The sequence below is a fragment of the Pseudomonas sp. KU26590 genome (genome assembly GCF_026153515.1).
Classification (GTDB): domain Bacteria; phylum Pseudomonadota; class Gammaproteobacteria; order Pseudomonadales; family Pseudomonadaceae; genus Aquipseudomonas.
This window is the reverse complement of sequence record NZ_CP110644.1, coordinates 2073633-2087279: the sequence shown is the minus strand read 5'-3', so window position 1 is coordinate 2087279 and position 13647 is coordinate 2073633. Positions and strand designations below refer to the sequence as shown.

Below are 13647 nucleotides of genomic sequence, written 5' to 3'. Positions count from 1 at the left end.
TCAAGCCTGACGCACCGCGCGGTGCGTCAGGCGTCAGGGCTTCCCTCAGCAATCGGTTGATTTCAAGAAGATCGCCGCCAGCCGTTCAATCCCCGCCTGATCCTCCTCGCTGAAGCGCCCGACACTCGGGCTGTCCAGATCCAGAACGCCAATCAGCTGCCCATCCTTAACCAGCGGCACCACCAATTCACTGTTGGAAGCGCTGTCGCAGGCGATGTGTCCCGGAAACTCATGGACATCATGCACGCGCTGGGTTTCGCGGTTTTGTGCCGCCGTGCCGCACACGCCCCTGCCGAACGGAATGCGCACGCAAGCGATCTGGCCCTGAAACGGACCCAGCACCAGCTCTTCGTTGCGATTGAGATAGAAGCCTGCCCAGTTCAAGTCGTGGAGCTGGGTATAAAGGAAGGCCGAAAACTGCGCAGCGTTGGCGATGAAGTCGCGCTCGTCCGCCAGCAGGGATTCCAGTTGTGCAGCGAGCAGGCGGTAGCCATCAAGGCCCTCGCCTGCGGAATTCAAATCGATCATGCGTCTTGCTCCAGCATTTTCAAACCAACCCAGTAACGGGCGAACTGATACGCGCAACGACCGTTGCGGTTGCCCCGGCCGGTCGCCCAGCGCACGGCGTGGATCTCTAGCGCTTCGTCACGCTGCCATTGCAGGCCGGCCTTGGTCGCCAGCTCGCCGATCCAGTGCTCCACCACATCCAGAAAATGCTCCTGGGTGAACGGATAGAACGACAGCCAGAGGCCGAAGCGGTCCGACAGCGCGATCTTGTCCTCAACGGCTTCGCTCGGGTGAATCTCGCCGTCGTCACCACGCTGCCAGTGAGCGTTGTCGCTCTCTTTCTCCGGCACCAGATGGCGGCGGTTGGACGTGGCGTACAGCAGGACGTTGTCCGGCGCCTGTTCCAGCGAACCGTCGAGCACGCTTTTGAGCACCCGGTAGTCGCCTTCGCCGGATTCGAACGACAGGTCATCGCAGAACAGCACAAAGCGCTGGGGCAATTTCTGCAGTTGCTCGACCACGCGCGGCAGATCGCCCAGATGATCCCGTTCGATCTCGATCAGGCGCAGGCCGGCCTTGGCGTGCTCGGCCAGCAACGCGCGCACCAGCGACGACTTGCCCGTGCCACGGGAGCCCCAGAGCAATGCGTGGTTGGCGGGCAGGCCGTCGATGAACTGCTGAGTGTTGCGGCCCAGCTGCTCACACTGGCGGTCGACGCCAATGAGGTCGGACAGGCGCATGTCGAGGGTGACGTCCAGCGGCATCAGGTAGCCGCCGCGGCCTTCGTGAGCCCAACGCGCGGCCAGCGTCGTTTCCCAGCTCACGGGCTGCCGCACGGCAGGCAACAGAGGCTCGAGACGCGCCAGTACCGACTCGGCGCGCTCCAGAAATGCGTTCAATCGAGAATCCACGGTTTCTCCTTGATTTAACGGGTTAACGCCCGGCCGCGATCAGCTATGCTTGCCACGCGACGGACACAAGAAGTGACAGTGCCTTTTATGGATATAGCGATCACCCACCGGCTGTCATTCAAACAGGCCCGTTTGACTGTGCTGATCGGCTTTGTATTGGGCACGCTGCTCAGTCTGTTTCAAATTGCGCTCGATTATGCCAGCGAAGACGCGTCCATCGATCGTGAAATTCGCTCCTTGCTGCAAATCAGTCACAACCCTGCCTCGCGCATTGCTTACAACCTCGACGCTGAACTGGCGCAAGAACTGACTCTCGGCCTGCTGCACTCCCCTGCCGTGGTCGGCGCGAGGCTGACCGATAACAACAACGTTCAGCTCGCTGCCGTGTCTCGACCCTTGACGAACAGCCCTTACCGGATGGTCAGTGATTTCCTGTTCGGCGGGAATCGGCAGTTCGAAGATGTGCTGCACCTGGACCATATCCCCAATGAGTCCATCGGCACCTTGCAACTGGACGTCGACACTTTCGCCTTCGGCAGCCATTTTCTCCAGCGGGCCGTGATCACCCTGGTCAACGGCTTCGTGCGCAGCCTGTTACTGGCCGGCCTGCTGCTGGCGCTCTTCTACTTCACCCTGACCAAACCGCTGACGGGGATGATCCGTGCGCTGTCGGAACGTAACCCTCGCAGCCCCGTTCAACCGCCAGTGCCTTGCCCGCCTGGTCACGAAAATGACGAAATCGGCGTGCTGGTGGCGGTCACCAATCGCCAGTTCGAGAGCGTTGCCAGCGAGTTCGCGCGGCGGCGGGAGGCGGAAAACCGGCTCACCGACCACCTTAACGAGCTGGAAGACATCGTCTCGGCGCGCACCAATCAGCTCGAAGCCAGCAATGCCCGGCTTAGCCAGTCCAACGAAGAACTGCAGATCGCGCGTAGCACGGCGCTGGACATGGCCCATGCGCGCTCGGCGTTTCTGGCCCACATGAGCCATGAGATCCGCACGCCGCTCAACGGTTTACTGGGCATGCTGGCGTTGTCCCTTGATGGCCCGCTCAGTCCAGAACAACGCCAGCAGCTGTCCATTGCCCATGACTCGGGCAAGGTGCTGGTCGAACTGCTGAATGACATTCTCGACCTGTCGAAATTCGACGCCGGCCAGGTGGAGCTTGAGCGCATTCCGTTCGATCTGGCGGCCTTGATCGAAGACACCGCCAGTCTGCTGTCGCAGAACGCTGCGCCGAATGTCGAGCTGACCTGCCTGATCGACCCGCGCTTTCCGGCGTCCGTGCTGGGTGACCCGACCCGGGTGCGGCAGATCGTCAGCAACCTTTTATCGAACGCGCTGAAGTTCACCCGCGCCGGGCGCGTGGACGTGCGCCTCAGTCAGCACGGCGACCACGTGCGCATCGAGGTGTGCGACACCGGCATCGGTATCGCCCAGGACGCTCAGGCGAAGATTTTCCAGCCGTTCACCCAGGCCGAAGCCGCAATCACTCGACAGTACGGCGGGACCGGCCTGGGCCTGACCCTGACCCATAACCTGACCGATGCCATGAACGGGCAATTGAGTATCGAGTCCGCCGTTGGCGTCGGCAGCCGCTTCCGCGTGGACCTGCCGCTGCCGGCACACACGCCGGCACTGCAATGGCCGTTGCTCAAAGGCAAAGTGCTGGTGGGCAGTGACGCGAACAGCGGCTTGCTGGAAATGCTCAGCCGACTGCTGCCGGAATGGGGCGTCACCTGTCAGCACCTGCCCGACAGCGCGACACCCGATGCCGATGCGGACCTGCTGATCACCGATTGCCCGCAATGCCTGGTGGCCATCCGCGAGGCGTGCACGGTGCCGGTGTTGCTAGTGACGGCATACGGCAATTTCATGCCCGGCGAGCAGGTTGCGGCCCTGGCACCGCTGCAGCAGCAGGCGCGGCCGTTGTCGCGCAATGTGTTGCATCAGAGCCTGGCGCGCATTCTGGACGCCGACGGTCAGGCAGGTATCCGCCACGAACAGGGCGATCCTTCCCCCACCCATCGGGCGCGTATTCTGCTGGTGGAGGACAACCCGGTTAATCAGCTGGTGGCGAAAGGTATGCTTAGTAAGCTCGGTTGTGATGTGGTCGTCAGCAGCAACGGTGCCGAAGCGCTGCAGCAGCTTGAGCAGGATCACTTCGATCTGGTGCTGATGGACTGCAACATGCCAGTGATGAATGGCTACGACGCCACGCGCCGAATCCGCGAGAGCGGCCGCTGGGCTGATCTTCCAATCGTCGCGCTGACGGCCAATGCGATGCCGGAAGAGCGTGAACACTGCAAGGCCGCGGGCATGAGCGACTACCTGGCCAAGCCGTTTCGTCGCGAGGAATTGATAGCGTTACTGGATCAGTGGATCCCTCTGGAACAGCCGCATTAAAGCGGCTTCGATCAGCCGACTGCCTGTTCTTTCAACAGCGCTTCGATGTCGGCCTTGATGTCTTCCGGCTTGGTCAATGGGGCATAACGCTTGACCAGCTTGCCGTCGCGGCCCACCAGGAACTTGGTGAAGTTCCACTTGATGCCTTCGGAACCGAGCAGCCCCGGCGCGCGCTTCTTGAGCTGCACAAACAGCGGATGGGCATGGCTGCCGTTGACGTCGATCTTCTTGAACAGCGGAAAGGTCACGCCGTAGTTCAGTTCGCAAAAGTCGGAGATCGAGCCTTCGTTGCCAGGCTCCTGCTTGCCAAACTGGTTGCATGGAAAGCCCAGCACCACCAGCCCGCGGTCCTTGTAGCCCTGCCACAGTTCCTCAAGGCCCTTGTATTGCGGCGTGAAACCGCACTTGCTGGCGGTGTTCACCACCAGCACCGCCTTGCCGCCGAAATCAGCCAGGGTCTTTTGTTCGCCCTTGATCGTTTGCACCGGAATGTTCAGCAGTTCGTCGCTCATGGCGATGCCTCGAAATAGTAAACCGCAAAACTAGCGCGCCATTGTGTGGCGCGCTATCCCATTGTTGCCGGTGATAGGCCTGCATCAGGCGTTACGCGGCACCAGGTCCAGGCACACCGAGTTGATGCAATAGCGCAGACCGGTGGGCGCCGGGCCGTCCGGGAACACGTGGCCGAGGTGAGCGTCGCATTGGCTGCACACCACTTCGGTGCGGATCATGCCGTGACTGACGTCGCGCACTTCGACCACTGCGCTGCCTTCCAGCGGCGCATAGAAGCTCGGCCAACCGCAGCCCGAATCGAACTTGGTGGTTGAATCGAACAACGGTTCGTTGCAGCAGATGCAGTGGTAAACGCCGTCGGTCTTGGTCTCGTTGTATTTACCGCTGAACGGACGTTCGGTGCCCTTCAGCCGGCAGACGTTGTACTGCTCCGGATCGAGCATCGCTTTCCATTCTTCAAGGGTTTTATCCAGCTTAGCCACGGGTAGACCTCCGTAAATGAAAAAGCCCGATCTGTGTCTTTTCCACGGATCGGGTGGCACGTATGATTGCGCCTTCGTTGGACGCCAGTCTGTCACCCGTGTTTCTCGCGTACAAACCCATTTTGATGGCGTCATGCTCAACGGTCTGCGCTTCTTCACACAGCGGGCCGTCTCTTTTCGGGACCAATCACCATGCAGTTCAGCAAATCGAACAAGCTCGCCAACGTCTGCTACGACATTCGCGGGCCGGTGCTCAAGCACGCCAAGCGCCTGGAAGAGGAAGGCCATCGCATCCTCAAGCTGAACATCGGCAACCCGGCGCCGTTTGGTTTCGAGGCGCCGGACGAAATCCTGCAGGACGTCATCCGCAACCTGCCCATGGCCCAGGGCTACAGCGATTCCAAAGGCCTGTTCAGTGCACGCAAGGCAGTGATGCAGTACTACCAGCAGAAGCAGGTCGAAGGTGTCGGTATCGAAGACATCTACCTGGGCAATGGCGTCTCGGAACTCATCGTGATGTCCATGCAGGCCCTGCTCAACAACGGCGACGAAGTGCTGGTGCCGGCGCCGGACTATCCGCTTTGGACCGCCGCCGTTGCGTTGTCCGGCGGCAACCCGGTGCATTATCTGTGCGACGAGCAGGCCAACTGGTGGCCTGATCTGGAGGACATGAAAGCCAAGATCACGCCGAACACCAAGGCGATGGTGATCATTAACCCGAACAACCCGACCGGCGCCGTGTATTCCCGCGAAGTGCTGCTGGGGATGCTGGAGATTGCCCGCCAGCACAACCTGGTGGTGTTCTCCGACGAAATCTACGACAAGATCCTCTACGACGACGCCGTGCACATCTGCAGCGCCTCGCTGGCACCGGACCTGCTGTGCCTGACCTTCAACGGGCTGTCCAAGTCCTACCGTGTGGCGGGTTTCCGCTCAGGCTGGATCGCGATTTCCGGGCCCAAGCACAACGCGGTCAGCTATATCGAAGGCATCGACATCCTGGCAAACATGCGCCTGTGCGCCAACGTACCGAGCCAGCACGCGATCCAGACCGCGCTGGGCGGCTATCAGAGCATCAATGACCTGATCCTGCCGCCGGGCCGTCTGCTGGAACAGCGCAACCGGACCTGGGAATTGCTCAACGACATTCCGGGCGTCAGCTGCGTGAAGCCGATGGGTGCACTGTATGCATTCCCGCGCATCGACCCGAAGGTCTGCTCGATCCACAACGACGAGAAGTTCGCGCTGGACCTGCTGCTCTCGGAAAAGCTGTTGATCGTTCAGGGCACAGCGTTCAACTGGCCGTGGCCGGACCACTTCCGCGTGGTGACGCTGCCGCGGGTGGATGACCTGGAACAGGCCATTGGCCGGATCGGCAATTTCCTGAAGACCTACAAGCAGTAATGCTGCTTGCTGTAGGAGCCGGCTTGCTGGCGAACGTGGTTGATCAGTGACGACGATGTTACCTGACGCACCGGGTTCGCCAGCCAGCCGGCTCCTGCGGTTTTGAGTCCCATCGCTTTGCCCCTGACCTCTCGCTGAGGGCCTTTATTGCCGTGCCGGCGCCAGACGACACAGTTTGAAATGATCGCCCGGTTGAATACGCACTGACATCACCTTATATACCCCCGCAGTACGTTACATATTCTTCACGAGGAGAAACTCTTAACCATGATGCGCATTTTGCTGTTTTTGGCCACTAACCTTGCGGTCGTGCTGATTGCCAGCATCACCCTGAGCCTTTTTGGCTTCAACGGGTTCATGGCGGCCAACGGGGTTGATCTGAACCTCAGTCAGCTGCTGATCTTCTGCGCTGTGTTCGGTTTCGCCGGTTCGCTGTTCTCGCTGTTCATCTCCAAGTGGATGGCGAAGATGAGCACGGGCACCGAGATCATCACCCAACCCCGCACCCGCCATGAGCAATGGCTGCTGCAGACCGTGGAACAACTGTCCCGCGACGCGGGCATCAAGATGCCGGAAGTGGGTATTTTCCCTGCCTACGAGGCCAATGCCTTTGCCACCGGCTGGAACAAAAACGACGCGCTGGTCGCGGTCAGTCAGGGCCTGCTGGAGCGTTTTTCGCCCGATGAAGTGAAGGCGGTGCTGGCTCACGAGATCGGTCACGTTGCCAATGGCGACATGGTGACGCTGGCGCTCGTGCAGGGCGTGGTCAACACCTTCGTCATGTTCTTCGCGCGGATCATCGGCAACTTCGTCGACAAGGTGATCTTCAAGAACGAAGAAGGCCGTGGCATCGCGTTCTACATCGCGACCATCTTCGCCGAAATCGTGCTCGGCTTCCTCGCCAGCGCCATCGTTATGTGGTTCTCGCGCAAGCGTGAATACCGCGCCGATGACGCCGGTGCCCGCCTGGCCGGTACGGGTGCGATGATCAGCGCGCTGCAGCGGCTGCGTTCGGAACAGGGCGTTCCGGTGCAAATGCCTGAGAGCATGACGGCGTTCGGCATCAACGGTGGTTTGAAGCACGGCCTGGCCGGGCTGTTCATGAGCCACCCGCCGCTGGAAGAGCGCATCGAGGCGCTTCGTCGTCGCGGTTGATTGCTTAAAGGCTGCAACGAGAAAGGGCGACTTGAAGTCGCCCTTTTCTTTTGTGCTCATTTCTTTGCGCTGCGCTATCGGCGATACAGCCGATACGCATATTCCATCAGGGACGTCGCGCCCGCCTGCTTGAACTTCACGCCCTGCTCCAACACGTCCAGATCAGCGACGCGTTTGACCCGCCAATCGGGGGACAACAACTGCAGCACTTCATCCTCATCCACCGAGAACGGCGGGCCGGCAATCAGCGACTGGTCGTAATCCAGCGTCACCAGCAAGCCACAGGCATCGTTAGACAGCAAGTGATTGAGCTGTCTGACGTAGCGCCAGCGCAAGTCAGGTGGCAGCGCGATCAGGGCGGCGCGGTCGTAAAAAGCAGTGCACTCGCCAACGTCTTCGGGCTTAAGGGCGAAGAAGTCGCCGCACCAGATCTCGCAGCCCTCCGCACGATAAACCTTGAGCGCGCCACGCTCCTCGATCGTGGCCTGCAAGCCGTTCTCGCTGAAGAATCCGGCCACCGCTATTTCAGACAATTCTGCGCCCACCACATGAAAACCCTGGTTGAGCAACCAGATCATGTCGATGCTTTTGCCGCACAACGGCACCAGCACGCGCTCCCCCGGCATGGCGGTGAGCTCTGGCCACAGGCGCAACAGGTGGGAATTCACAGACGCCTGATTGAAACCGATCTGATTGATCGCCCAGCGCTCATGCCAAAACCCCGGCTCCATAGACACTCCTGATATCCCGATCAAAGCGGACGAAAACTTATATTGGATTTAGATGGATGTACTGCCCGATCATGCCCATCACCTTATACGCTCAGGACACTGCAAATGCTGCCTAGCCTGTTCATTTCCCACGGCTCGCCCATGCTCGCGCTCGAACCGGGTGAAAGCGGCCCGGCGCTCGCACGTCTGGCCGCCGCCCTGCCGCGCCCCAAGGCCATCGTGATGGTCTCGGCGCATTGGGAAAGCAACGAACTGCTGGTCAATGGCAATTCCCAGCCGGAGACTTGGCATGACTTCGGCGGCTTCCCGCCCGAGCTTTTCGCCGTGCAGTACCCGGCGCCCGGCATGCCGGAGCTGACGCAGCGCGTGCTGGAACTGCTGGCAGAGGCTGACCTGCCCGCGCGCATGACCACCCAACGGCCGTTCGACCATGGCGTCTGGGTGCCGTTGTCGTTGATGTACCCGAAGGCCGACATCCCCATCGTTCAGGTTTCACTGCCCACGCGCATGGGCCCTGCCCTGCAGACAAAGGTCGGGCACGCGCTGAATCGCCTGCGCGAGGAGAACGTTCTGCTAATCGGTTCCGGGAGCATCACCCACAACCTGCGAGAGCTGGACTGGCAGGCGGGACCTGAAAGCATCACCCCGTGGGCGCTTGCGTTCCGCGACTGGATGGTGGGAAAGCTGGCGGCCGACGATCTGCAAGCGCTGCACGACTACCGTCATCAGGCGCCGCATGCCGTGCGCAACCACCCGACGGATGAACACCTGCTGCCACTGTATTACGCGCGGGCGGCGGGCGGACAGTTCAGCATCGAGCACCAGGGTTTCACCATGGGCGCGTTGGGGATGGACATTTATCGGTTTGGTTGAGTTGAGGTGGATTTGTCCTATAGGATCGGCTTTAGCCGGGAATAGGCCAGTTCAGGCGCCATCAAACATGTGGCGTGCCATCTGACACCTTCCCGGCTAAAGCCGGTCCCACTGACATCAAAAGCCTGTCGGCGGCGTGCCAGGTAAGCCCCAAGCGTCTACCTGTTCAAGTTCAGACGGCAGCTCCAGCCCGGACGACGCGGACTAATGTGGGACCGGCTTTAGCCGGGAAGAGGCCAGCTCAGTCGACATCAATTATGGGGTGTGCCATCTGACGCCTTCCCGGCTAAAGCCGGTCCCACTGAAATCAAAAGCCTGTCGGCGGCGTGCCAGATAAGCCCCACGCGTCTACCTGTTCAAGTTCAGACGGCAGCTCCAGCCCGGACGACGCGGACTAATGTGGGACCGGCTTTAGCCGGGAATAGGCCAGTTCAGGCGCCATCAACTATGGGGCGTGCCATCTGACGCCTTCCCGGCTAAAGCCGGTCCCACTGAAATCAAAAGCCTGTCGGCGGCGTGCCAGATACGCCCCAAGCGTCTACCTGCTCAAGTTCAGACGGCAGCTCCAGCCCGGACGACGCGGACAAATGTGGGACCGGCTTTAGCCGGGAATAGGCCAGTCCGGGCGACATCGATTTTGCGGTGTGGCACCTGACGCCTTCCCGGCTAAAGCCGGTCCTACTGACATCAAAAGCCTGTCAGCGACGTGCCAGATAAGCCCCACGCGTCTACCTGTTCAAGTTCAGACGGCAGCTCCAGCCCGGACGACGCGGACTAATGTGGGACCGGCTTTAGCCGGGAATAGGCCAGTTCAGGCGCCATCAACTATGGGGCGTGCCATCTGACGCCTTCCCGGCTAAAGCCGGTCCCACTGAAATCAAAAGCCTGTCGGCGGCGTGCCAGATACGCCCCAAGCGTCTACCTGCTCAAGTTCAGACGGCAGCTCCAGCCCGGACGACGCGGACAAATGTGGGACCGGCTTTAGCCGGGAATAGGCCAGTCCGGGCGACATCGATTTTGCGGTGTGGCACCTGACGCCTTCCCGGCTAAAGCCGGTCCTACTGACATCAAAAGCCTGTCAGCGACGTGCCAGATAAGCCCCACGCGTCTACCTGTTCAAGTTCAAACGGTAGGTCCAGCCCGGACGACGCGGACTAATGTGGGACCGGCTTTAGCCGGGAATAGGCCAGTTCAGGCGCCATCAACTATGTGGCGTGCCATCTGACGCCTTCCTGGCTGAAGCCGGTCCCACTGACATCAAAAGCCTGTCGGCACAGCAACATCCCGAAACCGCCCTAGCGTTGACCACTCGTCGGACCGCCTGCATCCTGCGCCGCCTTAAATTGGCGGACATCAGGAAGGTCATGTTCAAGGACGACAAAACGATCCCTTTGAAGAACACTCGATGTTTAAAGGGCTTCCCAACGGAGGCGCGTCGTGGATAGCGTGGAGTCCGCCGCCCGAGCCCATGCGGGTACCCACTCCGATGCCAGAGCGATGGCCCGAGCCGAAGGAGCGTACCGACAAGGTGTTCGCCAAATCCTGTACAGGGGAATGGTGCAGCACTGACGCAGGCACCACCGTAGAACCCGCCTCCAACTTCGGCGCGATCATGATGGCGGGCGCCATGCTGCTGCCTTCCGCCTCCGACGCCATTGCCGCCGCCCTTGGCGCAGACATGGGATTGGGCCGCATGGCCGGCGGCGGCATCATGCAACGCAGCCATACCTGGCTGCTCCGCGGAGCCGGCGGCCCGGCGAGTCTGTTCATCCTGGGCATGCTCCCGGCGAAGATGGGCGACGGCACGCTCTACACCGATGACGAATTGCGCAAGCTGACTCAGGCGACAACACGGGTGCGTTTCCAGCTGCGCCGTGATGCCGAAGGTGAGTTGCAGATCTACGGCATCCATTCCAAGGCATCCGGCGACGACTCCGTGCGCACCGTGCAAGCCCGCTGGAATGCCGACAAAAGCGCGATGGAAGCCCATCTCAACGGCGTCACCATTCTCATGACGCCTCGCCGAGGTCGATATGGGACGCTGGAGCCGCTGGTCTACCCTGAAAACAGCGACGCGCGCTTAGGCACGATCCTCGTCCATCCGATCCCGGACGACACCGACAGCCAGCTCGAAGGCCTCCCCGGCGACGACATCACCGCCGAAGACTGCATCCTGGTCTTCCCCGCTGACTCGGGCCTGAGGTCGATGTATGTGGTGTATGCGCGGCCGTTTAATGGGGATCATGGGTATCATCCGCCTCCGAAAGAGCTCGCGGCATTTCCCGATGCAAAGGTTGCGCCTCGGAAGACGTCGGTCAAGGGCGGTGGAGGTCTCCGCAAACGGTGGAAAACCCGGGCAGGCGAGATTTTCGAATGGGACAGCCAGCACGGGACAGTTGAAAAATACAACAAGCGAGGAAAACACTTGGGAGAGTTCGACGCAGAAACAGGCACTCAAACCAAAAATGCAGATAGCACACGCGAGGTCGAACCTTGAAATACATCGTTGAAATATTCGACAAAGAAAGCGAACAGCTGGAGCTTGAAATCAATCTGCCCGAGGGATGCGACGCTCAGCTAAGCGAGATTATGGGATGGGCGAATCCGCAACGCGGCGACGAAGGTTACGACCTGAATCCTCAGCAGGCTTCTGCCATTGAGGCGTTGGCTGGCAGAAAATTCTTTGATGACCGCCATATTTGCCAACTCACCTGCAACGTCGAATGACGATCTATTGAAGATGACACGCATTAGAGGCTTTTCGCGGTTGAGTGGATTGCTTCTAGGAGGCTGACTTATTGAAGTCACCGTCAATTAATCTCTCTCCTTTAAAGGATCGGTGCCATTCACGGAGTCTGTATTTGTTCATCGGCCTTACAGCTTGAACACAAAAAAAATCCCCGAACCAGTCGGGGATTTTTTATTCAGACGATCAGCTCAAGAGCAGATCAGTCCTCGCGATAGCGACGCAGCTTCAGCTGCTTGCCGGCAACGCGGGTGTCTTTCAGCTTGGCCAGCAGACGCTCGAGGCCGTCTTCTGGCAGCTCGACGAGGCTGAAGCTGTCACGCACCTGGATGCGACCGATGGCTTCACGAGCCAGACCGCCTTCGTTGAGGATGGCGCCCAGCAGGTTTTTCGCGGCGATGCCATCACGGGCACCCAGCGCGGTACGGCAGCGAGCACGGCCTTCGGCCAACGGCACCGGGGCACGACGTTCGCGGTCGCCACGATCAGGACGGTCGCCTGCTGGACGCTCAGGACGATCACCACGTGGCGCGTTGTTCGGCACCAGCGGACGTTCTTTCTCGATCGCGCCCAGGGTCAGCGCTTGACCATTGGTCGCCTTGCGCAGCAGAGCAGCAGCCAGGGCACGCGGGGTGCAACCGATGTCGGCAGTCAGGCGGTCGAGCAATTCGCCATGGCTTGCTTCGGCATCAGCGACCAGCGGCGACAGGCTGTTGGTCAGTTTCTTGATGCGGGCATCGAGAACGGCCTGGGAATCCGGCAGGCGGACTTCGGCGATTTTCTGACCGGTCATGCGCTCGATCACTTGCAGCATGCGACGCTCACGCGGCGTTACCAGCAACAGGGCGCGACCTTCGCGACCGGCACGGCCAGTACGGCCGATACGGTGAACGTAGGCTTCCGGGTCGTACGGCATATCAACGTTGAACACGTGAGTGATACGCGGAACGTCAAGACCACGGGCAGCAACGTCAGTCGCCACAACGATGTCCAGACGGCCATCCTTGAGGGAGTCGATGACGCGTTCACGCTGGTTCTGGGCGATGTCGCCGTTCAGCGCAGCAGCCTTGTAGCCTTTGGCTTCAAGGGCGCTGGCCAGATCCAGAGTGGCCTGCTTGGTACGCACGAACATGATCAGGGCGTCGAAATCTTCGACTTCCAGCAGGCTCAGAACGGCAGAGGTCTTCTGGTCAGCGTGAACCAGCAGGTGAGCCTGCTCGATCGCGGTAACGGTCTGGGTCTTGCTCTGGATCTTGACGTGTTTCGGGTCTTTCAGGTGACGCTCGGCGATCGCGCGGATCGACTGCGGCAGGGTCGCCGAGAACAGTACGGTCTGACGGGTTTCAGGCATGGCCTTGAAGATGACTTCGAGGTCATCCATGAAGCCCAGCTTGAGCATTTCGTCGGCTTCGTCGAGAACCAGGTGGTTCACGGTCGCCAGGACTTTCTCGTCACGACGCAGGTGGTCACACAGACGACCCGGGGTAGCGACGACGATTTGAGCGCCGTTACGAATGGCTTTCAGCTGCGGGCCCATCGGCGCGCCGCCGTAGACAGCCACAACGGTCACGCCCGGCATTTGCTTGGCGTAGGTTTCGAACGCGGTGGCCACTTGCAGGGCCAGCTCACGAGTCGGCGCGAGGATCAGCGCTTGCGGCTCGCGTTTCGTCGGGTCGATCAGGCTCAGGATTGGCAGAGCGAAGGCGGCGGTTTTACCGGTACCTGTCTGCGCCTGACCGATCATGTCGTGACCAGCGAGAATAATGGGGATCGATTGCTGCTGAATGGCCGAAGGCTCTTCGTAGCCGGTAGCGATAACAGCTGCAAGAATGGTCGGGTGAAGGTTAAGAGCGGCGAAGCCGCCGGATTCCTGGGTCATGGGTCTGCCTCTGAGTGCATCCGCAAAGACCCATGCTTCA

12 protein-coding genes are annotated in these 13647 nt (G+C 60.5%); 6 read left to right on the top strand and 6 right to left on the bottom strand.

Annotated features, from left to right (window positions below; genetic code table 11):
* Window positions 1-45: 45 nt before the first annotated feature.
* Window positions 46-528: a GAF domain-containing protein gene (locus OKW98_RS09400; protein ID WP_265388913.1), complete on the bottom strand. Its 483-nt coding sequence runs from the start codon at window positions 526-528 to the stop codon at window positions 46-48.
* Window positions 525-1418: an ATP-binding protein gene (locus tag OKW98_RS09395; protein WP_265388912.1), complete on the bottom strand. Its 894-nt coding sequence runs from the start codon at window positions 1416-1418 to the stop codon at window positions 525-527. Before OKW98_RS09395 ends, OKW98_RS09400 begins: the two co-directional genes overlap by 4 nt.
* 87 nt (window positions 1419-1505) lie before the next feature.
* Between OKW98_RS09395 and OKW98_RS09390 the strand changes: the two genes are divergently transcribed.
* Entirely contained in the window at window positions 1506-3824 is a 2319-nt protein-coding gene (locus OKW98_RS09390; RefSeq protein ID WP_265388911.1) for a hybrid sensor histidine kinase/response regulator, read from the top strand.
* 11 nt (window positions 3825-3835) lie between these two features.
* Here OKW98_RS09390 and OKW98_RS09385 read toward each other — a convergent pair whose 3' ends face one another.
* Together OKW98_RS09385 and msrB are read right to left on the bottom strand one after the other, a co-directional pair.
* The gene (locus OKW98_RS09385; RefSeq protein WP_265388910.1) at window positions 3836-4336 is read right to left on the bottom strand and encodes a glutathione peroxidase; all 501 of its coding nucleotides are present in this window, start codon (window positions 4334-4336) and stop codon (window positions 3836-3838) included.
* A gap of 84 nt (window positions 4337-4420) precedes the next feature.
* On the bottom strand, window positions 4421-4819 hold the full coding sequence (gene msrB, locus OKW98_RS09380) for a peptide-methionine (R)-S-oxide reductase MsrB (RefSeq protein ID WP_265388909.1): 399 nt from the start codon (window positions 4817-4819) through the stop codon (window positions 4421-4423).
* A gap of 192 nt (window positions 4820-5011) precedes the next feature.
* Between msrB and OKW98_RS09375 the strand changes: the two genes are divergently transcribed.
* Window positions 5012-6223, top strand: a complete 1212-nt coding sequence (locus tag OKW98_RS09375; RefSeq protein WP_265388908.1) for a pyridoxal phosphate-dependent aminotransferase — start codon at window positions 5012-5014, stop codon at window positions 6221-6223.
* Window positions 6224-6490: 267 nt separating this feature from the next.
* Entirely contained in the window at window positions 6491-7378 is an 888-nt protein-coding gene (gene htpX / locus OKW98_RS09370; RefSeq protein ID WP_265388907.1) for a protease HtpX, read from the top strand.
* Between the two features lie 74 nt (window positions 7379-7452).
* Here the strand turns inward: htpX and OKW98_RS09365 are convergent, their stop codons facing one another.
* Complete coding sequence (locus tag OKW98_RS09365; RefSeq protein ID WP_265388906.1) at window positions 7453-8109, bottom strand: thiopurine S-methyltransferase; 657 nt, start codon at window positions 8107-8109, stop codon at window positions 7453-7455.
* Between the two features lie 105 nt (window positions 8110-8214).
* On the opposite strand from OKW98_RS09365, the gene OKW98_RS09360 reads away from it, so the two are divergent.
* From OKW98_RS09360 to OKW98_RS09350, 3 genes are all read left to right on the top strand, one after another.
* Window positions 8215-8982, top strand: a complete 768-nt coding sequence (locus OKW98_RS09360) for a DODA-type extradiol aromatic ring-opening family dioxygenase (protein WP_265388905.1) — start codon at window positions 8215-8217, stop codon at window positions 8980-8982.
* A 1528-nt stretch (window positions 8983-10510) separates the two neighbouring features.
* Window positions 10511-11479, top strand: a complete 969-nt coding sequence (locus OKW98_RS09355) for a colicin E3/pyocin S6 family cytotoxin (RefSeq protein WP_265388904.1) — start codon at window positions 10511-10513, stop codon at window positions 11477-11479.
* The gene (locus OKW98_RS09350) at window positions 11476-11709 is read left to right on the top strand and encodes a hypothetical protein (protein ID WP_265388903.1); all 234 of its coding nucleotides are present in this window, start codon (window positions 11476-11478) and stop codon (window positions 11707-11709) included. The genes OKW98_RS09355 and OKW98_RS09350 overlap by 4 nt, the downstream gene beginning before the upstream one ends.
* Window positions 11710-11930: 221 nt before the next feature.
* Here OKW98_RS09350 and OKW98_RS09345 read toward each other — a convergent pair whose 3' ends face one another.
* Window positions 11931-13607 (bottom strand): DEAD/DEAH box helicase, encoded by a 1677-nt coding sequence (locus OKW98_RS09345; RefSeq protein ID WP_133776427.1) that lies wholly within the window; start codon window positions 13605-13607, stop codon window positions 11931-11933.
* Between the last annotated feature and the right edge of the window lie 40 nt (window positions 13608-13647).

Excerpts from the sequence above, each read along its gene's own strand:
- OKW98_RS09375 (WP_265388908.1), top strand. The coding sequence starts at position 5,012 with ATGCAGTTCAGCAAATCGAACAAGCTCGCCAACGTCTGCTACGACATT.
- OKW98_RS09390 (WP_265388911.1), top strand. The coding sequence starts at position 1,506 with ATGGATATAGCGATCACCCACCGGCTGTCATTCAAACAGGCCCGTTTG.
- OKW98_RS09365 (WP_265388906.1), bottom strand. The coding sequence starts at position 8,109 with ATGGAGCCGGGGTTTTGGCATGAGCGCTGGGCGATCAATCAGATCGGT.
- htpX (WP_265388907.1), top strand. The coding sequence starts at position 6,491 with ATGATGCGCATTTTGCTGTTTTTGGCCACTAACCTTGCGGTCGTGCTG.
- OKW98_RS09345 (WP_133776427.1), bottom strand. The coding sequence starts at position 13,607 with ATGACCCAGGAATCCGGCGGCTTCGCCGCTCTTAACCTTCACCCGACC.
- OKW98_RS09360 (WP_265388905.1), top strand. The coding sequence starts at position 8,215 with ATGCTGCCTAGCCTGTTCATTTCCCACGGCTCGCCCATGCTCGCGCTC.
- OKW98_RS09400 (WP_265388913.1), bottom strand. The coding sequence starts at position 528 with ATGATCGATTTGAATTCCGCAGGCGAGGGCCTTGATGGCTACCGCCTG.
- OKW98_RS09385 (WP_265388910.1), bottom strand. The coding sequence starts at position 4,336 with ATGAGCGACGAACTGCTGAACATTCCGGTGCAAACGATCAAGGGCGAA.